This is a genomic window from Bacteroides caecigallinarum (assembly GCF_016902295.1).
GTDB lineage: Bacteria > Bacteroidota > Bacteroidia > Bacteroidales > Bacteroidaceae > Phocaeicola > Phocaeicola caecigallinarum_A.
Window position 1 is genome coordinate 31,065 of record NZ_JACJLQ010000004.1, and the last position, 23,352, is coordinate 54,416.

13 protein-coding genes and 1 pseudogene are annotated in these 23,352 nt (G+C 40.9%); 2 read left to right on the forward strand and 12 right to left on the reverse strand.

Annotation, left to right across the window (positions count from 1 at the left end; translation table 11 throughout):
* Positions 1-38 precede the first annotated feature (38 nt).
* From mnmG to H6A27_RS02165, 3 genes are all read right to left on the reverse strand, one after another.
* Complete coding sequence (gene mnmG / locus H6A27_RS02155) at positions 39-1,910, reverse strand: tRNA uridine-5-carboxymethylaminomethyl(34) synthesis enzyme MnmG (protein ID WP_204507503.1); 1,872 nt, start codon at positions 1,908-1,910, stop codon at positions 39-41.
* Between the two features lie 121 nt (positions 1,911-2,031).
* A complete protein-coding gene (gene ybeY, locus H6A27_RS02160) occupies positions 2,032-2,454 on the reverse strand; it encodes an rRNA maturation RNase YbeY (RefSeq protein ID WP_154044731.1) in 423 nt (140 codons plus the stop codon).
* 108 nt (positions 2,455-2,562) lie between these two features.
* The gene (locus H6A27_RS02165; RefSeq protein WP_204507504.1) at positions 2,563-3,795 is read right to left on the reverse strand and encodes a nucleoside recognition domain-containing protein; all 1,233 of its coding nucleotides are present in this window, start codon (positions 3,793-3,795) and stop codon (positions 2,563-2,565) included.
* A gap of 191 nt (positions 3,796-3,986) precedes the next feature.
* Between H6A27_RS02165 and H6A27_RS02170 the strand changes: the two genes are divergently transcribed.
* The gene (locus tag H6A27_RS02170; RefSeq protein WP_204507505.1) at positions 3,987-5,042 is read left to right on the forward strand and encodes a DUF3810 domain-containing protein; all 1,056 of its coding nucleotides are present in this window, start codon (positions 3,987-3,989) and stop codon (positions 5,040-5,042) included.
* 196 nt (positions 5,043-5,238) lie between these two features.
* On the opposite strand, the gene H6A27_RS02175 is transcribed toward H6A27_RS02170, so the two are convergent.
* Genes H6A27_RS02175 through H6A27_RS02185 form a run of 3 tightly spaced genes read right to left on the reverse strand, consistent with a single transcriptional unit; the run spans position 5,239 to position 10,820 of the window.
* Positions 5,239-6,585: a TolC family protein gene (locus H6A27_RS02175; RefSeq protein ID WP_204507506.1), complete on the reverse strand. Its 1,347-nt coding sequence runs from the start codon at positions 6,583-6,585 to the stop codon at positions 5,239-5,241.
* A gap of 24 nt (positions 6,586-6,609) precedes the next feature.
* On the reverse strand, positions 6,610-9,726 hold the full coding sequence (locus H6A27_RS02180) for an efflux RND transporter permease subunit (RefSeq protein WP_239469535.1): 3,117 nt from the start codon (positions 9,724-9,726) through the stop codon (positions 6,610-6,612).
* A gap of 20 nt (positions 9,727-9,746) precedes the next feature.
* A complete protein-coding gene (locus H6A27_RS02185; RefSeq protein ID WP_204507508.1) occupies positions 9,747-10,820 on the reverse strand; it encodes an efflux RND transporter periplasmic adaptor subunit in 1,074 nt (357 codons plus the stop codon).
* 174 nt (positions 10,821-10,994) lie between these two features.
* On the opposite strand from H6A27_RS02185, the gene H6A27_RS02190 reads away from it, so the two are divergent.
* A complete protein-coding gene (locus H6A27_RS02190; RefSeq protein ID WP_204507509.1) occupies positions 10,995-11,906 on the forward strand; it encodes a helix-turn-helix domain-containing protein in 912 nt (303 codons plus the stop codon).
* A 64-nt stretch (positions 11,907-11,970) separates the two neighbouring features.
* Here the strand turns inward: H6A27_RS02190 and H6A27_RS15095 are convergent, their stop codons facing one another.
* The 6 genes and pseudogenes from H6A27_RS15095 to H6A27_RS02215 all read right to left on the reverse strand — a co-directional run bounded on the left by H6A27_RS15095 (position 11,971) and on the right by H6A27_RS02215 (position 23,259).
* Positions 11,971-13,080 carry a glycoside hydrolase family 53 protein gene (locus tag H6A27_RS15095; protein WP_262897117.1) on the reverse strand — a complete coding sequence of 370 codons (1,110 nt, stop codon included), beginning with the start codon at positions 13,078-13,080 and terminating at the stop codon, positions 11,971-11,973.
* A pseudogene (locus H6A27_RS02195) lies at positions 13,057-15,489 on the reverse strand (glycoside hydrolase family 2 TIM barrel-domain containing protein); the annotation flags it as partial. The pseudogene H6A27_RS02195 and the gene H6A27_RS15095, both read right to left, overlap by 24 nt.
* Before the next feature lie 272 nt (positions 15,490-15,761).
* On the reverse strand, positions 15,762-16,841 hold the full coding sequence (locus H6A27_RS02200) for a glycoside hydrolase family 53 protein (RefSeq protein ID WP_204507511.1): 1,080 nt from the start codon (positions 16,839-16,841) through the stop codon (positions 15,762-15,764).
* Positions 16,842-16,854: 13 nt separating this feature from the next.
* The gene (locus tag H6A27_RS02205; protein WP_204507512.1) at positions 16,855-18,615 is read right to left on the reverse strand and encodes a DUF5114 domain-containing protein; all 1,761 of its coding nucleotides are present in this window, start codon (positions 18,613-18,615) and stop codon (positions 16,855-16,857) included.
* An 87-nt stretch (positions 18,616-18,702) separates the two neighbouring features.
* On the reverse strand, positions 18,703-20,280 hold the full coding sequence (locus H6A27_RS02210; RefSeq protein ID WP_204403173.1) for a RagB/SusD family nutrient uptake outer membrane protein: 1,578 nt from the start codon (positions 20,278-20,280) through the stop codon (positions 18,703-18,705).
* Between the two features lie 18 nt (positions 20,281-20,298).
* A complete protein-coding gene (locus H6A27_RS02215) occupies positions 20,299-23,259 on the reverse strand; it encodes a SusC/RagA family TonB-linked outer membrane protein (protein ID WP_204403175.1) in 2,961 nt (986 codons plus the stop codon).
* Positions 23,260-23,352: the final 93 nt, after the last annotated feature.

Consider the following 23,352-nt stretch of genomic DNA (forward strand, 5'->3'; position numbering starts at 1 on the left):
CGTTCCTTAAACAAATTGTTTCACGTGAAACATAGCTTTTATCGTCCCATTAGCACCAGCAATACGTTGATGTCGCTTGGGGATATACCCGGTATTCGGCTTGCCTGTGCCAGAGTCTCAGGGTCTATCTTCTTTAGCTTCTGTCTTGCTTCCGTTGACAGTGACTGGAGAGTGTCGTAGTCGAACTTGCCTTTTATCTTGATAGACTCCAGGCGGTGTATCTTATCAGCTATCATTCTCTCACGGTCTATGTATCCCTTATACTTGATTTGAACTTCGGCAGCCTCTATAATCTCTTCCTTGCGGTCTTCTATTCTGTCAAGTACAGCTTTGAATGCAGGCACAAGAGGAGCGATATTTTCTATCGTAATCTGCGGACGGCTTATCAGGTCGATAAGCTTGCATCCGTGCGCCAGTCTTGCTGTGCCTAATGCTTCCAGACCATCGTTAATCTTGTCTGCCTTGATAGAGTAGGTCTTCGTGAATTCCACTATCTTCTCTATCTCTTCGCGCTTTTTGCAGAGGATGTCGTATCTGTCATGTTTTGCAAGTCCGAGTTTGTATGCCCTTTCTGTAAGTCTGAAGTCGGCATCATCCTGTCTCAGCAGAATTCTGTATTCGGCTCTTGAGGTAAACATACGGTAAGGCTCATCCACACCTTTTGTCACAAGGTCGTCTATCAGTACGCCGATATAAGCTTCGTCTCTTCCCAATACGAAAGGCTCTCCGCCATGACAGTTGATATGAGCGTTTATACCAGCGATGATACCCTGACCTCCGGCTTCTTCATAACCTGTAGTACCGTTCACCTGACCTGCAAAGAACAGGTTCTTGACTATTTTAGATTCAAGAGTGTGCTTGAGCTGGGTAGGGTCGAAGTAGTCGTATTCTATTGCATATCCGGAGCGGTAAAGCACTACATCCTTGAAACAAGGAATCTTCTTAAGAGCCTCAAGCTGGATGTCCATAGGTAGGGAAGAGGAGAACCCGTTGAGGTAAAGTTCTTGTGTTGTCTCTCCTTCCGGCTCCAGGAAAAGCTGATGCTGTGGTTTGTCCGGGAATGTTACGATTTTCGTTTCTATACTCGGGCAGTAGCGCGGACCGATACTTTGGATTTGTCCGTTGTAAAGAGGGGAGTCCGCCAGTCCACTCCTCAGTGTGGCATGTACTTCTTCGTTGGTAAAACATGTCCAGCACTGGAGCTGTTTAAGCTGTCTTGGCTCGCTGATAAAAGAGAATCTGTGGAAATCATTCTCGCCGTCCTGTGGCTCCATCAAATCGAAATGTACGCTTCTTGCGTCTATTCTCACCGGTGTACCCGTTTTCATTCTTCCGGATGTTATGCCATGTCTTGTTATAGACTCTGTAAGATGATAAGAAGCTGGTTCAGCGCAACGTCCTCCGGCAAGCATTTTGCGTCCTATATGCATAAGTCCGTTGAGGAAAGTTCCTGCTGTGAGAACAATACATTTGGCATAGAATGTCACACCCCAGCAAGTTGTCAGACCTTTTACTTCCCCGTTCTCGATTATAAGTTCTTCCACAGTGTCCTGCCATATATGCAGGTTAGGAATGTTCTCGAGAATTTCTCTCCAGGCCCAAATGAATTTGCCTCTGTCGCACTGAGCGCGAGGGCTCCACATGGCAGGACCTTTGGAGCGGTTCAGCATACGGAACTGTATGGCGGTCTTGTCAGTCACCAGTCCCATGTATCCGCCCAATGCGTCAATTTCTCTTACTATCTGTCCTTTTGCAATACCACCTACTGCAGGGTTGCAACTCATCTGTGCAATCTTGTTCATGTCCATTGTTATCAGACATGTTTTCGAACCAAGATTGGCTGCCGCAGCAGCTGCTTCACATCCTGCATGACCGGCACCGATTACAATAACGTCGTACTTAAATTCCATTGAATAATGATGTTTATTATCGGGTGCAAAATTAGTGAAAATAATCGTTGTTTTTCCCCCTTGCAAATATCATTTAACAAAGTAGGGCGAGAATTTCTCGCCCTACCACTTTTCAGTCTAATTATTTCATTTCCTTAAGCATATCCAGTGCCTTGTTTTCTGCCGCTTCCATTATCTCTCTTTCTCCCGGTCCCTTGTCGTTTATTCCGCACAGGTGCAGGATTCCGTGGATAATCACTCGGTGCAGTTCCGTATCGTATTCCGCCCCGAACTGTTCGGCATTTGTCCTTACGGTGTCAAGGCTTATGAACAAATCGCCTGAGATACGTTTGCCTTCACAGTAGTCGAAGGTGATGATATCTGTATAATAGTCATGTTGCAGATACTGTCTGTTCACCTCAAGAATCTTTTCGTCCGAACAGAATATGTAGGCGATTTCTCCCACGCGCAGACCGTATGAAGCGGCTACCGCTTTTATCCATTCTGTGGTTTCTCTCTTTTTTATGTCGGGCATTTCAACCCCGTCTGTCTGATAAGTAATCATATGTTAGTTTTTAAGTTTGTCAGTTTTTAAGTTTAATTTCTTTGACCTTTGGTTGTTAGTTTTTAAGCATCAACCAACTTAAAAACTAAAGAACTTAAGATCTTAATACTATCCGAAGAAAAGATAACAGATAAATATGGCTGATATTATACCTGCCAGGTCAGCCAATAGTCCGCAAGGAACGGCATGTCTTGTCTTGCTTATTCCTACACTTCCGAAGTAAACGGCGAGGATATAGAATGTAGTGTCGGTCGATCCCTGAAAGATACATGCCATACGTCCTACGAAAGAATCGGCTCCGTATGTTGTCATTGCATCAACCATCAGTCCGCGTGCCCCGCTTCCGCTCAACGGTTTCATTATGGCTGTAGGCAGTGCCGCTACAAACTCGCTGTCTATTCCGCACCATCCCACCGCGGCTGCCACTCCGTTGATTATATAGTCCATACTTCCCGAAGCGCGGAATACTCCTATCGCTACAAGTATCGCGACCAGATATGGTATTATCCTTACGGCTGTGGTAAATCCTTCTTTTGCACCGTCAACAAACGCATCGTAAACATTTACTTTCTTACGTATTCCTGCAAGTATAAAGCCGATAATAATCAGAAACAGGAATACATTGGCGGTTGTAGTGGAATATATATCTATCATTTCTTTTGAGAGAGTTGTAAAGAAATATATTATTCCTGCAATGAACAGGCTGGCACCGCCTAAAAACAGAAGGATAGTTCTGTTCAGAAGATTGATTTTCTGATAAACGCTTACGGCGATAATTCCTGCCAATGTTGAAAAGAACGTAGCAAGCAGTATCGGGACGAATACATCTGTAGGCTGTGCGGCTCCCAGTTGCGCTCTGTAAACCATTATGCTTATCGGAATGATTGTAAGTCCCGATGTGTTCAGCACCAGAAACATTATCATCGGATTGCTGGCAGTGTCCTTCTTTGTATTCAGTTCCTGAAGTCCTTCCATGGCTTTCAGTCCTAACGGAGTTGCGGCATTGTCCAGTCCCAGCATATTGGCTGCAAGGTTCATGAATATACTTCCTGTCACAGGATGTCCCTTTGGAATATCGGGAAACAGTTTCGAGAACAAGGGGCTCAGAACTCTTGAGAACATATTGATTACTCCTCCAAGTTCCCCTATTTTCATAATTCCGAGCCACAATGACAGCACTCCTGTAAGTCCAAGTGAAATATCGAACGCTGTCTTAGCCGAGTCGAAAGTTGAATTGATGATAGTCGGAAAAACGCTTGTATCGCCAAGAAACACAAGCCTTATTGTTGCCACGATGAATGCGATAAGGAAAAACGCTATCCAGATGTAGTTCAATACCATAAATAGTCTATCGTTTTTTGGTTATAAATCAGTTAGAAAAATCTTTTACAAAAATAAGTATTTTAATCAGAAAAAGATAATTTTGCAGTTACATATTAGTTGACAAGGCTTCAGTTACAAGGGAACAAGGCTCCCATCCAGACGGCAAACCTCGTCAACTTGTAACTTACAAACTCAAAACTCTCAAACTCATGTTCAAATTTAAATATTTCCGTTGGACTATACTTCTGCTGTTATTTCTGTTTGTAATTCTTTCGTCGCTGAATGTCGGTGTCGCAGAGTTTTATTCACGGAGTATTTATCCGTCATTGTCATACGTGCTTTCAGCAATATCATCCGTTGTGCCGTTTTCGCTTGATGAAATAGGTATATTTCTGATGATATTGTCAGTTGTAGTATTTCCGTTCGTATGGCGGATACGCAGGAAACAGAAATGGAGAACTATTCTATTTCGTGAGGTAGAAATCCTTTTGTGGATATACGTGTGGTTTTATATCGGTTGGGGAATAAACTATTATCGTGAGAGTTTTTTCACAAGAGCCGGTGTTACGCCTGCCAAATACGATGAACAGCGTTTTAAAGACTTTCTGAATTCATATACCGACAGTCTGAACAATTACTATTGTGATATTGATACAATCATTGCCGGGCATGTTCATGATGAAATAAAATCGTCTTATAGAAAAGTATCGGATGTTTACGGCCTCACCACACCCCGTTCGTTTCAGCATCCAAAGAAATTGCTCTTCAATTCCATTTACTCAGGTTCGGGAGTCCTCGGGTTTATGGGACCATTCTTTGCCGAGTCGCATATCAATATGCAGATTACTCCGTTGGAGTATCCTTTCACATACGCACATGAACTTTCACATCTTTTCGGAATAAGTAGTGAGGCTGAAGCAAATTTCTGGGCATATCAGACTTGTCTCATTTCTTCTGATGCAGAGATTAAATACAGTGGTTATTTCGGACTCTTTCCATACGTGCTGATGAATGCGCGAGGTCTGTTGAATGAAGAAGATTATAAAAACTGGATTTCCAGTGTCCGTCCGGAAGTTATAAACCAGTATCAGGAAAAACGTAAGCATTGGTCTTCTATTTACAGTCCGATGCTTGGCGAAATTCAGTCGGCTATGTATGAACTTTATCTGAAGGGAAACAGAATTTCGTCCGGACAGAAAAATTATGCCGAGGTAATTGGGCTTTTGCTATCCCTATCGGAAGAAGGCGTAAAAAAGGCCTGCTGAGAATTAAAAAATACGTGTCTCCCACCGTGACGTTCGTGATTTTTTAATTCTCGCAAGCCTGTTAATAGCGCTGAAGTATTTGTTTTTATTACATTATGCTATTAAAAGCGTTGTAATAAAGCGCTTGATGTTACATAAGTGTAATATATGTTTGTGTGTGGCTTTCTTTTTGATATTATCTGCTGTGAGTATTTAATTATAAATCTGGAGAAAGCTCCTGATTTAGCCTTCCAGTTGCCCTTAAATATTCGGTCTCATAAATTTTATACTGCGTTTGAGCTTCTATAAGATTACTTTTCGCCTGCTTCCATTGAGACTGGGCGTCGAGCAGGTCAGTAAGTAGTGCCATCGAAACATTATATTTGTTATTGGTTACTCTCAAATTCTCTTCTGCCTGTTTCAGTCCGGTCTCTGCAGTCTTGATGAGCTGGTAGCCATCGTAAACATTTTTCAACGCGCTTTGCGCTTCCAGATTCATCAGTCGTGAATTTTTATTGAATTCCAGTTCAGCATTCTTGAAATCAAGTTTTGCTTTTTTCACTTTCTTCAGATTTGCACCCCATTGGAATATAGGAATCTTTACAGATAGCATCACAGCTCCTATCCCATCGCGGAATTCCTGTGAATATGGTACCATTGTTCCGTTGCCTGCGTCAACCATACTGTTCAGTTTAATATTGCCATAGTAGGCATATCCGGCAACCAGTCCTACTGTTGGCAGCATGTCTGCCCTTGACATTTGTATTTGCTTTTGTGTAGCATCCATTTGATGTTTGAGCAGATTGAGTTCCGGACGTCCGTTAATATCGGCAGCAAGCAGCCCCGGTTCTTTAACGCATATTGTTGTGTCTGTAAGCTCAAGCTTTGTCTGCGCGTCAACACCTGTTATCCTGCATAGTGACATGCGGCATAGATCTTCTCCGTTCCTCGCCTTTTGCATCTGGTACAGTATGTCGCTCCTGCTTGCCTCAATCCTGAGTAATTCATTCTCTGTGGCAAGGCCGGCATCTACCGCTGTTTTTACTTGAGTGTAAAGTGAGTCCATCTGTTCTTTATAACTGTCCAGCATTTTCACTTTCTGTCTTACGGCTATTAATGTCCAGTAAGCATTGTCAGCTTCTACCAGGACATCCATCATTGTCATTCTTTTCTGTTCCGCGGCAATAGACTCTCCCAGTTTTGACAGTTTCTTTCCTGTAAGTATCTTACCTCCCGCATACAGTGGTTGTGTCAGGGTTATTCCTGCCATATACATTCCTCGTATTCTGAGGTCCATACCCATCATGTCAATATCCGGGAAGACGTATGTTCCAGTAGCTGAAGCATCAAACTTTGGAAGGAAAGCTGTATTTGCTATTTTTCTGTCCAGGCGAGACTGCTCGTATTTATGTTCTGCCTGCTTTAGTGATTCGCTTTGTGTTAAAGCCATATCACGACACGAAGCCAGACTTAGCTTTATACTCTCCTGTGCTTTTATGCTTATATCCTGGATAAATATAAAAGCCGTTGTTGTAAATAATATTTGAAAAAATCTGTATCTCATTTTTATAAAGATTGATGTATGTAATTAAGCTTTCTTGATATTGAAAAGTACCGTATATAAGACAGGCAATAATATCAATGTGATAATAGTTCCAACAGCCAGTCCTCCCATTATGGTTATAGCCATTGAACTGTACATCGGGTCCGTGACGAGAGGTATCATACCCACAATAGTGGTGAGCGATGCCATAAGTACAGGTCGTACCCTGGAAACGGTAGCTTCAACTACAGCCGTATATGGAAGCTTCTTTTCTTCCGTCTGCAGTCTGTTTATCTCGTCCACCAGTACGATTGCGTTTTTCACCATCATACCTATCAATCCCAACATTCCTATGATTGCCATAAATGTCATTGGCTGGTTTGTTGCCAACAGCGATGGCACTATGCCGCAGAATACGAACGGGAAGCATATCAGAATGAGTATAACCTTTTTCCAGTTGTTGAATAGCAACAGAAGTATTGCAAGAATTATAAAAATGGTAAGAGGTACATACTTCAAAAGGTTTGCTATGGCATCGCCTTGCAACTCTCCTTCGCCTACCCATCTCATGGTATATCCTGCCGGCAATTCGATCGCTTCTATGTCTTTTTTTATCGATTCCACCACTTTTGCCGGAGTCGCTTCATTAATTTCTGTATTCGGATCACATTCCGCTTCAATGACTCTTTGACCGTTCAGACGCATAACCACATCTTCGTCCCATTCCATAGTGATGCTTTCCGCTACCCTGCTAAGAGGTGTTGAACGGAAAATCTTGTCTTGAAGTTCGCTCATGCCTTTTCCTCCGGCAATGGCTGAGTTGAGTTCATCATTTGAAAGATGCAGGTTCATCATGCTCCATACAGGAATATCGTTCAGGTCGCTTATGCGGCTTCCGTCTTCGTTTCTGACCAGCATGTTTACAATTATAGTCCTGTCCTGTTCGTTTATTACTCCTACAGGCATTCCGTCTGTAGCAGCCATAAGGGCGTTGGCTATGTCGCTCCTTCCCACACCTGAACGCAGTGCGTCCTGTTGTAAATATTTCGTGACGTAAGATTTTCCGTAAGGTTTCCAGTTGTTTTGTACTGAATAAGGATCAACATATTCGCATTTCCTCATTATATCTTCCGCCTTGCTGCTCAATTTTTTCAAGACAGCCGGATCCGGACCGGCGAATTCCACCTCAACCGTATGCGATGTAGATATAGAGAAATTATATTTCCTGCAGCGTATGTATGCGTCAGGATATTTCTCCCTCAAAATACGTCTTACTTCCGGTATTTGTTTCATTACGGTATTATAGTCCTTGCAGTCTATAATCAGTTCACCGTAACAATCACCGCCGGACGTCATAGGTCTTACAAGGCAGTAATGTGCCGGTGCGCTTCCCTGGCTGACAGCTATTCTTTCTATGTCTGGACGTTCTGATAACAGATTACTCATGTCCAGAAGTTTGTCGCGTACAACATTCGGACTGGTGGCAGAAGGGAAAAAGCATTCTACTACATATTGTTTATAATCGAAATCAGGGAAGAACATGTTTTTTACTTTCCCCATTCCTAAAACACATACAACCAGTATTGTGACTGCTATACCTATAGTTGTTTTCTTATGTCCTATCAGTTGTGATATGGCGTTACGTACAAACTTATGTATCGGTGAATTCATTACAGTATTTGTGGTATCACCAACTGTATGTTCCCTGACGGGAAGCCACGTCTTGGCACATACCGGAACCTGTACGAGGGCCAAAATCCAACTTGCCAGAAGGCTGACACATAATACAAGGAACAAGTCGCCTGCATATTCTCCCGCAGAGTCCGGCGAAAGGTAAACACACAAGAATGTGGAAGCAGCTATGACAGTAGCTCCAAGTAGCGGCATGGCTGTGTTGTTCCCTATCCTGTACAGGTAGTTCTTTGGTGACAGTCCGCGCTTCTTGTCTATAAGGATACCGTCCATTATCACTACAGCATTGTCCACAAGCATACCCATAGCTACTATGAATGCTCCCAATGATATTCGTTGTAGTGTGGTTCCGCATACTAATAATATAGGGAAAGATACTGCAACAGTAAGTATAAGACCAAAACCTATAATCAGACCGCTACGGAATCCCATGGTGAATATCAGTACCAATATTACTATGGCTACTGATTCTACAAGATTCCACATGAATGATGATATGGCATCTTCTACCTTGTCAGGCTGGAAAAATATCTTCTCTGTATTCATTCCGGCAGGAATGCTTCTCATAATTTCACTGAGACGTTTATCCACTGCCTTACCTACATCGGGCACTATGGCTGACGATTCCATCGCGATACAGATTGCAAGCGCTGGCTTGCCGTTGACGAAGAAACCGTTCCTTTGAGGCTCAGAGTATGTCTTTTCAATTTTTGCTATGTCTCCCAATCTTATCGTCTTGCCGTCTATAGTCTGTATCAGAAGATTCTTTATGTCGTTTTCATCCTTGCTTTCGGAGTCCACATAAATAGGAATAAGTTCGTTTCCGCCTTTATATTTCCCGGCATTTACTGTCTTGAAAGCACCTTGCAGAGTGGACATTATCTGTGTAGGTATTACCCCGTTCCTGGAAATCTGTTCTTTTGACAAAGTTATGTTTATAACCTCATCACGGTTACCTGCAATGTTTATTCTTTTTACTCCTTTTACACTTGACAGCTCACGTTTTATCAGTTTGGCGTATTTGTACATTTCAGGATAATCATATCCGTCGGCAGTAAATGCGTAAAAAATGCCATAGACGTCCATCATGTCGTCTATAACTATCGGGTCATAACATCCTTGAGGGAGTCTGGAAGAAGCATCGTTTACCTTGCGGCGCATCAGGTCGAAGTGCTGTTCAAGGTCTTTTGTAAGGACTGTCATCTGGAATTCTACGGTAAACATAGCCATTCCGTTCCGGCATTCTGTCTTTATCTTGTTTACGTTTGGAAGAGCTCGTAATTCTTCTTCCATCATGAGTGCCACTTTGAGTTCAACCTCGTGTGCACTTGCTCCCGGATATGGCACTATCACCATTGCCTGCTTGGCAGAGACCGCAGGGTCCTCAAGTTTTGGCATCTGTATGAATGACAGTATTCCGGCAATTATTATAGCTGTTACGAACGACCAGAATAGCATTGGTCGTTTCATAAAGTATTCTGTAATTCTTGTCATATCAGTCCTCCGACATTACTCTTTTCCGGTTCTTCTATTACTGTTACCTTTTCTCCCTCCAGCAATGAGTTCACTCCTGCACGTACAATCCTTTCTGAGCCGTCCAGACCGTTGCTGACAGTTACTTTCTCTCCTGAGAAGTTGCTGTCAATGGTTATGATTCTTTTTTCTATCGTTGAATCTTCTTTCAGGACCCATACGCAAGAGTTGCCATCGCTCTTGAATACTGAACATAGCGGTATATTAAAGTTTCCGGTACTATCAGTATTCTCATTTACAGTCAAACATACCTCTATGTTCATGCCCGGTGTAATTCGTTTTTTCGGGTCTTCTTTAAATTTCAGACATAGTTGGTATAACTGGTTCCCGTCTGCTTTTGGTGATATGCTTATGAAATCCATAGGATATGTTTGTGATTCTTTTTCTGACGAAACTCTGCAGTCATAACTTATCACGTTATTGATGACTTTTAATGTGCTTGAAGGTAAATCGGTATTGACTTCCAGGTGCGAGACGTCAAGGAATGTAAACAATGGCGTTCCAGCATCAACCATTTCTGCCGGTGAGAAGTTTACTGACTGTATGTATCCGTCGGTTGGTGAGTATAGCTTTGTATATTCAAGCTTGTTTTTGTTTACTTGAAGTTGAATTCCAAGTTGTTTCAGCCCGGCATTAGCTTTTTCGTAATCATTTGCCGATACGCTTTTCTGTTCAAACAGCTTTCTTGTTCTTGCCACTTCATCTTTCAACTGGTCGTATTGGATTTGTAGAGCATCAACGCCTAATTTATAATCTGCATCGTCAAGCTCTGCAAGAAGCTCACCTTTCCTTACATGATCCCCTTCCTTTACGTGTATGTATTTTATCTGTCCGGCAGTTTTAAATCCTAAGCTGATTTCGTGTGCTTCACGGACTATTCCTGAATAACTTTTTGTAACAGTTTTACACGATGGTGAGGGACATGTTACTTCAACACTATGAACAGGTAAAGAGCTCTTTTGCGTTTTGCCGCATGAGCATAATATACATATTAATAATGTAGATGTACATACTAAATTCTTTTTTTTCATACTTAATATGTTTTTATGTTTATAATATACTCTTTTTATTGTGCAAAATTGCCGATTTATTTATTCCCTCATGTTATCAAAAAGGATGGCAAATTGGTCAAAAGGATTGATAAATGGTGCATAATCATTTAATTTGTATATATTTGTTCTTCAAAAGGTATAATATGATTTGTTATGAAAAACGATAATATTTTTTTGAACTTGAATCTCAGTGATTTGTCTGCATTGCCTGATGCCATTCACATTGACAATAAGTTCATACTTATTGATAATTTTGATGATACGGAAAATGATGAGAACACTAAAGGATTGTCGTTTGCCAATTATCCTATGAAATTATCTTTTACAATAGTTATACTTATTGTTTCAGGAGGAATAAAAGTCAAGATTAATCTGGAAGATTTTGAGGCGGGTGCGGGTGATGCCATTACCGTATTCAAAGGGAATATAGGTGAATTCTGCAGCCTGTTGCCAAATACTCGTATTGCAGTTATTGCCTTTTCTGATGAATTTTTCAATGTGATGAAGCATATTGGTACTGCCATTTCCATACAGCAGCAGATTTATACAAACCCGGTGTCGCACATTGAAAAGGGATTCTTTGAAGATTCGCTTGACATATATAAAAAAATGAAATCAAAATTGTCCGAAGTTGATAATATATTTCGCGAAGGAGCTCTTCAGGGTTATACTCAGGTTTTGATGTTCAATGCCTACAATTATTTTACCAAAATGAAGAATAATGTGAATAGCTCTTCTGAATATAACAGGAACCAGGGAATCTATTCCCGTTTTATTCAGGCTGTTCAGAAGAATTACGTCCAAGAACGAAGTATAACGTATTATGCGGATTTGTTATGTATTTCGCCAAAATATCTTTCGCAGGTAATAAAGAATGTTACGGGAAGACTTGCCGGTGAGTGGATTTCCGATTATGTAATACTTGAAGCAAAAGCATTGCTGAAAAGTAATAAATATACGGTACAGGAGGTGTGTGATATGCTTAATTTTGCCAATCAGTCTTTCTTTGGAAAGTATTTTAAGAGGAAAACAGGTATGTCTCCAAAGGCTTATATGAAGAGTTAAAAATAACGGACAGAATTGTTTTTACGCAATCCTGTCCGTTTCATTATTTTCTGTTCTGTATATGTTATGGCATAAATGCATCCATTATTTCTGTTGGTTTGCCATCCTCTGTAAATGCGCCGAGACGGTATTTGTTAGGTTTGCATTCAGGTTCCCAATAGAATACACCTTTGCAAATGCCATCAGTGCTTTCAATACATTTTGTGATTAACAGTCTCAGCAGTTTGTAACCTTTATTCAGTGTTTCCTTGTTGGCTAAGTTGCCATTATCGTCCGCACATTCCATTCCGGTTTCTACTATCATCACATCACAATTATATCTCTCGTTTACGAGTCTTATATTCTCAATACAATCGTTTATGGTCTTTTCCGGAGTATATTCCGGTTTTTCCATCATTGTCCAGTAAGGATAGATAGACATTCCTATCATATCCCATTTGCCACCGTTTGCCTTCAGTTCATCGAAGAACCAGCGATACAGTTCTTTGTCGTATCCATTGTCAAGATGCACAATAACTGTAGAACCCGGAAAAACTGATTTTACTGCGTCATATCCAGAGTTAATAAGCTCTGCCAGGTTTTTCCAGTTCATTCTGAATTTTACAGCAGTTGATTTGCTTCCAGACTCTTTTACATCACATTCGCGGATATCATATGAAGCACCGCTTGTTTTCGGATTCTCATCCCAAAGCATACCCGGACGTATCTCATTGCCAACCTGTATCCATTTAGGAGTGATTCCTTCTGCTTTCAATGCTTCAAGAACTTCTTTAGTATGGTCTGCCATTGCTGTCTTCAGTTTGTTAAAGCTGAGATTTTTCCATGCTGCAGGCTTATGCTGTTGTCCCGGGTCTGCCCACCAATCACTGTAATGGAAATCTACCATCAGTTCCATTCCGTTTGCTTTGGCACGGCGTGCCAGTTTAAGCATATCTTCCTTGCTGCTCCAACCTTCTTTAGGATTAACCCATACACGAAGACGGATAGCATTAAGACCAAGTTCTTTCATCAGTGAGGTACATTCCTTTTTTTCTCCTTTTTTATTATAGAACTTGTGTCCTTGCGATTCCATTTCTGTGACCCAGCTGATGTCTGCACCCTTATAGAAAGGCTCATAATCTTCTTTTTCTGTCGAATATTCCGTTACAGGTATTTCAAACTCTCCTGTCTTCAATCCCTTGGCCGACGCGCGAAGACGAATCTTTCCAGGTTTCTCTCCTGCTTGTAGTATCACTGTCAGCATTCCGTTGAATGCATGCATCTCCGGTTTGTGGAACAAGTCAAGGCATGTAGGGTCACCATTGGCTGAGGCTCTGTACTTTCCGGCACCATCAACACGTAAGTTAACCAGACGTCCGTCTGTAGGACAGAGATTGCCGCCCTTGTCTTCAATGCGAAGAGTTACATAAGCCAAATCTTTACCATCGGCTTTAAGACTTGTGTAGTCTGAAACAAGTTTTATACGGTAAGGTTTTCCTGCGGTATGTATGGATTTTTCAGCGGCTTTACTACCGTCGCTGTTGTAAGCTATTACTTTTAGTTCTCCCGGCTGATATTTCACATTATGCCACATCAGACGATAACGGTTCACTACTGTAGAGTCGTTCTTTGTTCTTATTCCCTGGCTTACTCCGTTTACGAACAGTTCAGCCGAAGGATAGTTGGTATATACAAACACAGGTATATCCTTTCCTTCATATCCTTCCCAGTTCCAATGTGGCAATATATGGAGAGTTTCAACGTCTTTGTTCCATACACTTCTGTAAAGATAGTATCTGTCTTTAGGTATAGATGCAAGGTCTATTATACCGAACATTGAGCTATGGTTAGGCCATGCATCGGTGTCATATGGGCTTGGTTCGCCAAGATAGTCGAATCCGGTCCATACGAACTGTCCTATAGTCCATTCATGGTCTTCTGCAAGTGCGAAATCTATATCAGGAATGTTTGACCATGAACAGTATTCCAGGTCGTATGAAGAAGACTGGTGGTCATCGTATTTGGCGTCTGCTTTACTTTCAACTGGGAACTTATACACTCCACGTGAGCTTACGGTTGAAGATGTCTCAGAGCCTAAAACTATGTTTTGAGGCAGTCTTTCATAAGCTTCTTCGTAGCGGTGTGCACGATAGTTGAATCCCGGGATATCAAGCATAGCTGCAAATCCATTGTTCAGTACACAGCTCACCTGGTCCATACCGCATGTAACAGGGCGTGTAGGGTCTTCCCTATGACAAATATCCTGCAGGAATTTTGCTACTTTATAACCCTCAGGACTACACTGTGTAGGCACTTCATTACCGATACTCCACATCACGACACATGCATTGTTACGATACTGTCTGAGCATGTTTACCATATCTTTTTCAGCCCATTCGTTGAAGAAACGATGATAGCCGTTGTCGCATTTTGCTATATCCCATTCATCAAAAGGCTCAATCATCATCATAAAGCCCATTTCATCGCATAGCTTTACAAGTTCCGGAGCAGGCATATTGTGCGCAGTTCTGATAGCATCGCATCCCATGTCTTTCAGCAACTTCAACTGATGACGTAGAGCAGATACATTTACAGCTGCTCCAAGCGGACCTAAGTCATGGTGATTGCATACTCCCTGAAACTTACGGTGTTTTCCGTTAAGGAAGAAACCCTTGTCGGCTATATACTCTATTGTTCGTATTCCAAATGTTGTGGAGTATGTGTCCTGCAGAGTTCCGTCTGCGTAAATCTCTGAAACAGCTTTGTAAAGATTAGGTTCTTCAGGTGACCATAACAATGGATTGTTCACAACAAAATTCTGTGTGAACGGCTGTCCGTGATTTATAAATCCCTGGTTGTTCTTGATGGCAACAACCTTGCCTTCAGGGGAATATATTCTGGTGATTACTGTCAGTTTCTTTTTATCAGCATTTTTAATCTCTGTGCGAAGATTTACAGAAGCGTAATCCTTTCCTACATGAGGGGTAGTAATCTGTGTACCCCATACCGGAACATGTATCTTTTCTGTAGTTATTACATGCACATTTCTGTAAAGTCCGGCACCCGGATACCATCTTGAAGACTGAGGCCTGTTTTCAAGGCGTACGGCAAGGATGTTGTTTTTACCATCCTTGTTAATAAGGCTTGTAACGTCGCAGTGGAATGAGTTATATCCCAAAGGCCAGAAACATGCTTCCTGTCCGTTGACATATACACGAGCCTCACTCATTGCTCCATCGAATACGAGTGTAGTCTGTTTGTCATTGTCAACATTGAATGTGGTCCTATACCATCCCACACCTACATATGGCAGTCCTCCTGTACGTCCGGTTTTTACAGAAGCCTGTGTCTCAAAGTTCTGAGTGATAGCCACATTCTGCAAGTCATTGTTTCTGTCGAACGGACCGAATATAGCCCAGTCATGAGGAACTGTTACATTTTCCCATTTGCTGTCATTATAGTCAGATTCCTCAGCTCCGGAAGCCTCACCTTTAAAGAATTTCCATCCCTTTTCAAGGGTTTGAATGTTTCTTTGGGCATTTGCGTTGCCTGAGAATACAGGTACAAGAAAAAGTAATGCTGTTATTAATTTAGTCAGTTTCATTAAGTAAAAAGTTTATTATATTCAATAAGGTGTAAATAAAAAAGAAATAGATGATAAATGCCTTGTCGTTTTCTATAAATATAAGCTGTGTTTTTATATATATAACTTGTATTTATAAAAACATAAGTTGTGTTTATATATATACAGTCTGTATTTATAGAATATGTGCGTGCGGAATAAGTTTCTTTTCCGTTAGTAATGAAGATTTAAACAGCGCTTAAACACTGTTTAAACGCTGTTTAAATTTGTATTTGAATCTGATACCTATTGCATTATCTCTTGAAAGCGTTGAGTGAGTTCGTAGGATAGCCTTCATCATTGAACATACCTTTTTGGTATCCTTCCCATCCGGCATAGCATTGTGGTTCCCATGCGAACACTCCCATGCATCCTTCAACTGCTTTAGCTTTCGTGATAAAATCTGTATAGAATGCTTCTGCTTCTTCGTAGTTCCATGGAATACCTATTTCACACATCATTACTTTAGTGTTGTATTTGCTTATTAGTGCTTGCATATTGGCTATGCAGTCATCATTCATCTTTTTCCAATCTTTTTTAGCCTCATTATCTCCATCCGGTTCCGGATAAAGTGACATTCCAATAATATCCCACTTAGCGCCATTTTCTTTTAATCCATCGAAAATCCAGTTATATCTGTTGGGATTATTACCTTCATCAATATGTATAATAACTTGTGCGTCTGGATATATTTCTTTTACAGCATTATATCCGCTTTTTACAAGTTCTGCAAAGTTTGCTGTATTTCCGTTTGATGCTTTTCCATCGTTCCAAAGCATACCAGTACGTGTTTCATTTCCAACTTGTACCCATTCTACATCAATTCCTTTATCTTTAAGTGCAGATAATACGTCTTTTGTATGTTCTGATACCGCATTTTTAAGTTCGTCAAAACTATAATTTTGCCATGCTGCCGGCTTTGTCTGATTTCCCGGATCAGCCCACGTATCACTATAGTGGAAGTCAATCATCAGTCTGTATCCTAGATTATGAGCTCTCCATGCTTTGATGATTACATCTTCTTTTGAGCACCATCCTTCTTCAGGGTCAACCCAGACACGCAGTCTTATGGCATTCATTCCGAGTTCACGAAGCAGTTCCATACATTCACGTTCTCTACCTTTTGAATCGTAGAATTTTCTGCCTGATGCCTCCATTTCTGTAAGCCAGCTTACGTCTGCTCCTCTTGCAAATCCGGTCATGTCATACCCATCTGTAGGATCATCTGTTCCTTCTGTTTCAGGGAATGTAGGTTTTTCATCATTGTTACATGATGTTGTCATGGCTCCGCATACTATTGCAAACGCCATGAATAAGTATTTAAGTTTTTTCATGATTTTATTCAGTTTATTCGGTTATTTCTTTATAACTCCATGTCATTGTATTTAAATCTACTGTTATTGAAATATTCAGTGTAACATTCCAATCATAACCATAAATCCAAAGGGCACCGGCACCTATAGATAATTCTTGTCCGTTAGGGTTGCTTTCACTCCATGTACTTCCGTATAAGGAATATGTGCTTTCATCTACGAATATGAAATCGAAATTATATAATCCATTGAATATACCTTTATAAACTCCTACTGACTCTTTGGATAATGTTATTATTTTTTCAGTGATGGTAGAGTTTGTCTTATCATACTTGTACATGGTTATTTCTTCTGGAAAATCTTCTTGATTATCTGTATAGCTCCATGTTCCTTCACTTAAATTTACTGTAATGGTTACGTTTACCGTATTACCGCCATTAAACCACATATCCCATTTATCTTCAGATGATGAGAGTTTAGTGTTGTCGTTGGGGGCACAACCATACCATACGGAGTTTGTTCTATCAATAATCTGGAAATCAAGTTTATCACCTGAATATGTACCAGTATAGATACCTTTGTCTTTATTTACCAGATTTAATGTCGTTAGAGCTACTTCACTGCCATCATCATTGTAATGTACTACATCAAGAGTCTGAGAATACGATGACGGTATGTCTGTTCCTCCAGCTTCAACATATACTTTTCTGTCGTTTGGATTTATTAAATCCAGTTTTATAGTACATTCTCCAGCCTCTGGTATTGTTACAGAAATATTTCCTGCGTTGTCAGCAAGTACAAGATTATTGTTTTCATTTGCAAATGCAACGTTTACAGGAATGCCTGCGCCGTCGTTTGTTCCGGTCTCTACATTCCATTGATCACCGTTTCCGGAGATTGTAATGGTCTTTTCTCCTGCCTCAGTAGCGGTGAATGATGCTATCCATAAATTGTTTTCCTTGTCCAAAGTCAGGTTGATAGGGTTTTCACCTAGTCCTGATATAGCTAGAGAAGATATATAAAGTGCATCCCAAGTAGCTTCCTTTGTATTGACATTTACGTAGTAGCAACCAGTACTTCCCGGGAACCACATATTTTGTCTGTTGTTTCCTGCGTCACTTGTTATGTGGAAAGCTCCTTCATCACCAGCTGTTCCCCACATCAATCCGTTTCCTTCCTTAAGGAAGTAATGATACCATCCGTATGGAGTAAACATGAAACCACTGTATATTCCATTAGCCTCTGGAGAATATAAGATTACACCTGTTTCTCCCAGGTTAGCATTGTCATTGTTAGACTCAACAACTATTCCCGTGTTCATATCTATAACATACGGTGTAATAGCAACTCTTACCACATTACTATAGGCATAAGGTATGTTTTCGCCTGTTGTGCTTCCGAGGCGGAAGAATACATTATTCGCTTCACCGACCTTTGCTCCAAGTTCGTTTACAATAGAGTTAAGTTCACCACCATTGTAAGCTATAGAGTTAGATGTAGTTTCATTTTTGTAAACCTGTCCGGAGAAATCCTCTGACAGTGAAATCTCCATATAGTTTTTTGCTTTTGCAGCTGTTCCTACAGTTGTGTCGCTTATCTGTACATCCTGTCCTTTCCACGCAAACGATAGAACAATTTTTTGTGACATTTCAGATGTTAGAACGACATTGTCTGTAGTAGCTATGAGTTCACCTGAACCTAAACTTTGGAGATAAATTTTGTCTCCATCCTTCTCGCAAGATATTAATGCAAAGATTGATGCGAGGGTTATAAATATTTTATTTAAAGTTTTCATGTAATTGAGTTTTTAAGTTTTTGAGTTTTTAAGTTTATTGGGTTAAGTATCTATAAACTGATAAACTTACCTACTTATAAACTAATACTAATACTCTTCATTTTTCAGATTTGGATTGGCTGTCAGTTCTGCCGATGGAATAGGATAGTAATTGTATTTACTGTCAACAGAAGTGCCGTTACTTGATCCTCCTTTGAACTCCCACATATATTCTGCAGTAGTAAAGCGGTTGAAACGTATAAGGTCTGTACGTCTGCTGCATTCCCAGTAAAGCTCACGGGCACGTTCATCAAGGAAGAACTGGAAATTATTTTCTTTAAGGTCTGTTTCTGTTACGTCCTGACTGTTATTGCCGAAAGCGCGTCCTCTCAATTCGTTTACATATCCCACTGCAATAGCTATATTTCCATTTCCTCCACGTGCAGTTGCTTCAGCATACATCAGATACACATCTGCTAATCTGAATAATGGATAGTCTGTATTTACCCCTCCTATATCTGTATTTGAGGCTGCTTCTCCATTGTCGTTCAGATTTGTCCATTTTTCAACAAGCCATCCGGTTGAAGCATCTTCCAGAGAGGTTACTTCTTGTGTCTGTCCGTCTGTGTAGAAACATCCTCTGCTGTCACCCTCTTCAAATAGGTCTGAAACAGCCTGACATATTCTCATTGACCCCCATCCTTTAGTCACTCCATAATCAGCAGGTTTCTGTGTAGCTGATGTTTGGCTTATAGCCCCGCATACCATATATGTTGATGAACCCCAAGAAATGGTGGTATTTGCATCAACAGGAAGAGTAAAAATTATTTCGTTTGTACGCAGATGGTTGTCTGCATTGAAAAGTTTTTTGTAGTCAGATTCAAGTGAATATCCCTGTCCTATTGCGCTTTGGCATGCAGCTACACATTCGTCGTATCTTGTATCTCCAATATAAGTTTGAGCATTTAGATATAGCTTCGCAAGCAGTGTATATGCAGCACCTTTTGAAGCACGTCCGTAAGGACATTCGTCTTTGCTCAGAAGGTCATTTTCTATCGCTTTAAGTTCAGACTCGATGTATCCGAACATATCCTTTGCCATATAGCGTGGAGGAATATAGCTTCCGACAGGATCGTTTTCTGTTACGAAAGGAATATTTCTGAACAAATCCATTGCGTGATAATAGAAAAGGGCACGCATAAAACGTGCTTCTGCACGATAATGAACTATTTCGCTGCGTTCGCTTTCTGAAAAACCACTTATTTTCTCGTCTGTCGCATTACGCAGAAATTCGTTACATAACGCGATATTATAATATATACGGTAATACATGTCGGCGACCCAAGGATTGTTGGCGTCCCATGAAAGGTTGCTTATATCAGTCAGATTATCACCACTGAGCCAAGTATATGCCACTTCATCTGTTCCTACTTCCTGAAGATTGAAATAGCAACGTATGTAGTCTTGTCCGTAATTGCTGGAGAGGTCCAGATTTCCATCTTTACCTTGTCCGGTTGTTACCATTGATACATATATTTTTCCCAATACGCTTTTATAGTTTTGCAGGTTGGTATATACACTTTCCGATGTAATATCTTCATGTGGATACTGGTCAAGGTCGCCTATACAAGATGTCGCAAACATTGCGGCTGTACACACTGACAATATGTAGATATATTTTTTCATGATTCTGTATTTTTATAATTAGAAATTAAGACCGATGTTTAAAGAGAATGTTCTTGGACGAGGATAGAACGTATTGTCCATTCCGTTTGGAACTTCCGGATCTACTCCGCTGTATTTTGTTATGCAGAATACGTTCTGTATCATTGCGCTTACATTCAGATTGCATGTATTGAATATCTTTCCGAAATTGTATCCCAAAGTAAGGTTGTCCATTTTCAGGAATGATGCATTCTCTACATAATAATCTGACAAATGCTGGCGTGTCTGGAAACCTGTTTCAAGATAACTTGCCGACAGGTTGTTGAGCTGTGCTGCGTTGTAGCTCATAGTTTCCATAGCTCCTGTGTTCATTGCCATTCCGTTATATACATAGTTGCCTATGTTTGCTCTAAAACTCATACCTAGGCTCCAGTTTTTCCAATTGAGCGATGTACTTAATCCCATAATATAGTCAGGGGCAGGAGAGTGATAACGGTATAAGTCGTCTGAGTTTATCACACCGTCCTTGTTAAGGTCGGCATATGCACCTTCGATAGGCTTTCCGGTCTTTTCATCGTAAAGCTGCTTGTAGACGTAGAACATGTAAGGTTCATATCCTTCAGTAAGTGTCTGGAACTGGTAACCGTCTATTGAAGGACCTACAGGAGTATTTGTCACTTCTCCTCCTTCTACGATAGAAAGATTTTTAACCTTCATTTTCTGCCATGTCATATTGAAACTGATATCCCAGCTGAGATCCTTTGTCTTTATAGGAGTGGCATTCAGTGAGAATTCAATACCCTGGCTGTCAACATTACCTACGTTTGTAGTGATAGTCTTGTCGAATGTAGAACCAGCAGCTGCCGGAACAGTGGCAATAAGGTCTTTTGTCTGACGGGTATAATAATCGAAACTACCTGTGATACGGTCTTCAAGGAATCCGAAATCGAAACCATAGTTCCATGAAGTTGTAGTTTCCCATTTCAAGTCTGACACATATGCTTCAGGACGATAGGTATAGATGTATTCATTACCCATGATGGCTTGAGCACCATCCTGGCTCTGTGTATATATAGGCAGATAATTGTAGTTTCCTATACCGTCCTGCTGTCCTGTTACACCATAGCTGGCACGCAGTTTCAATGTACTGAGTACATTCTGGTTTTTCATGAATTCTTCTTCAGAAATTCTCCATCCCAAAGCTACAGAAGGGAATGTACCCCATCTCTGTTCTTTGGCAAAACGTGAAGTGGCATCACGGCGCACAGTAGCTGTGAGCATGTATTTTGAGCCGAATGAATAATTCAAACGTCCATAGTATGACAGAAGTACGTGTCTCTCGTCTGTAGCTTTATATGATGTCTGTATTTCACCTGCCGCGTTCATGCTTGCCGAAGCCGGATTTACGGATTTCCAGTACTGATAGTCATAACCTATTGTCGCATCGAAACTGCTGTTCAGTGACTCTACCATCTTGTTGTAGTTGGCATAGATTGTAAGAAGTCTGTTCTCATTTTTTTGAGGGCCGTATGGATAGTAGTAACCGCCTGTAGTATAATATTGGGCAGCTTCAGGATTTACATAGTCTGAACCTTCGCCTTGTGCATAGTCGTAACCTAATGTAGCATGGAGTTTCAATTCCGGAAGGAAATGCATACGATAGTCAACATCGAAGTTACCGATGAAACGTATAACCTTACTGTGCGCATCGCGCTGTTCCAATAAGCCTAGAGGATTCAATACGCCACCTGTTACAGGTTTTCCATCGCTTGCAAGTCCTTCGGTATATCCTCCGAATGCGTCATTTCCTGAATAAACCGGTATGGTAGGATTCATTGTAGAGGCTCCCCATATTGCACTTGTATTTGCAAACTGGTTTTTATTCATTGAAGCCTTTGCGTTGATGTTGAATTTCAGATGGTCGTCAAAGAATGACGGTGACAATGACAAGCTGCCTGTTACCCTGTTTGCGTTGTCGGTCTTGAGCAGACCGTCCTGATTGTAATATCCTACAGAAACACGTATTGGAAGATTAGGAAGCACCTTACCTGATAGGCTAAGGTTATTATCAGTGCCAAAGGCATTGTGATAAATATAGTCGTTCCAGTCAGTTCTTTCAGTACCTAACAATGCCTGTTGTGCTGCCGAGCCCTGGGTCTTTACTACATTCACAAATTCATCGTAGCTAAGCATATCAGCCATGCGCGTGCGTGTCTGTATTGAGTTAGTTGTACTGAATGTTACTTTCAATTTGTCCGAAGCACCTTTCTTGGTCGTTATAATGATAACACCGTTTGATGCACGAGAACCGTAGATTGCCGTAGAAGAAGCATCCTTAAGGATTGTCATGCTCTCGATGTCGTTTGGATTGATGAGGCTTAGGAAATTACCGTCGTTACCGCTGATACCTCCCTGTTCCAAAGGTACACCATCGAGTACGATAAGCGGGTCGTTGCTGGCATTAAGTGAAGCACCTCCACGTACACGTATTGTGCTACCTGCAGTTGGCGAACCACTGTTTGACATAATCTGTACACCGGAAATCTTACCGTTGATAAGCTGTTCTGGAGAACTTACCAGACCTGTGTTGAAGTCTTCGCTTGAAACGTTTGTTACCGAACCTGTAAGGTCGCTCTTCCTTTGAGTTCCATATCCGATAACAACTACATCGCTAAGCATTTGTGTGTCCGGTACAAGTTTTATGTTTATGGTATTCTGGTTGGAGTCCATAACCTGTGTATTATATCCAATATATGAAAACTGGATATTGCTTCCTTTGGGAACTTCAAGTGTGAATTTTCCGTCGAAGTCTGTAATTGTACCGATTGTTGTGCCTACCGCAAGGACACTTGCCCCTATAAGCGGTTCGTTGTTTTCGTCTAAAACTGTACCTGTGATAATTACGTTTCCTGCTTGTTGCGCGAGGACTGCGAAAGTATTTCCGGTCCATATTACCGAGAGTAACAATACTTTCAGAAGAATTTTAATGTTGCCTTTCATATTACGTATTAATTTTTTGTTATCGCAAAAGTAAGGAACATGTTATTAGTTAAGGGAAAAATATTGGACATATGAAGACAGAAATAGGACAAA

Coding starts and splice junctions, on each gene's coding strand:
- mnmG (WP_204507503.1), bottom strand. CDS start 1,910: ATGGAATTTAAGTACGACGTTATTGTAATCGGTGCCGGTCATGCAGGA.
- ybeY (WP_154044731.1), bottom strand. CDS start 2,454: ATGATTACTTATCAGACAGACGGGGTTGAAATGCCCGACATAAAAAAG.
- H6A27_RS02165 (WP_204507504.1), bottom strand. CDS start 3,795: ATGGTATTGAACTACATCTGGATAGCGTTTTTCCTTATCGCATTCATC.
- H6A27_RS02170 (WP_204507505.1), top strand. CDS start 3,987: ATGTTCAAATTTAAATATTTCCGTTGGACTATACTTCTGCTGTTATTT.
- H6A27_RS02175 (WP_204507506.1), bottom strand. CDS start 6,585: ATGAGATACAGATTTTTTCAAATATTATTTACAACAACGGCTTTTATA.
- H6A27_RS02180 (WP_239469535.1), bottom strand. CDS start 9,726: ATGAAACGACCAATGCTATTCTGGTCGTTCGTAACAGCTATAATAATT.
- H6A27_RS02185 (WP_204507508.1), bottom strand. CDS start 10,820: ATGAAAAAAAAGAATTTAGTATGTACATCTACATTATTAATATGTATA.
- H6A27_RS02190 (WP_204507509.1), top strand. CDS start 10,995: ATGAAAAACGATAATATTTTTTTGAACTTGAATCTCAGTGATTTGTCT.
- H6A27_RS02200 (WP_204507511.1), bottom strand. CDS start 16,841: ATGAAAAAACTTAAATACTTATTCATGGCGTTTGCAATAGTATGCGGA.
- H6A27_RS02205 (WP_204507512.1), bottom strand. CDS start 18,615: ATGAAAACTTTAAATAAAATATTTATAACCCTCGCATCAATCTTTGCA.
- H6A27_RS02210 (WP_204403173.1), bottom strand. CDS start 20,280: ATGAAAAAATATATCTACATATTGTCAGTGTGTACAGCCGCAATGTTT.
- H6A27_RS02215 (WP_204403175.1), bottom strand. CDS start 23,259: ATGAAAGGCAACATTAAAATTCTTCTGAAAGTATTGTTACTCTCGGTA.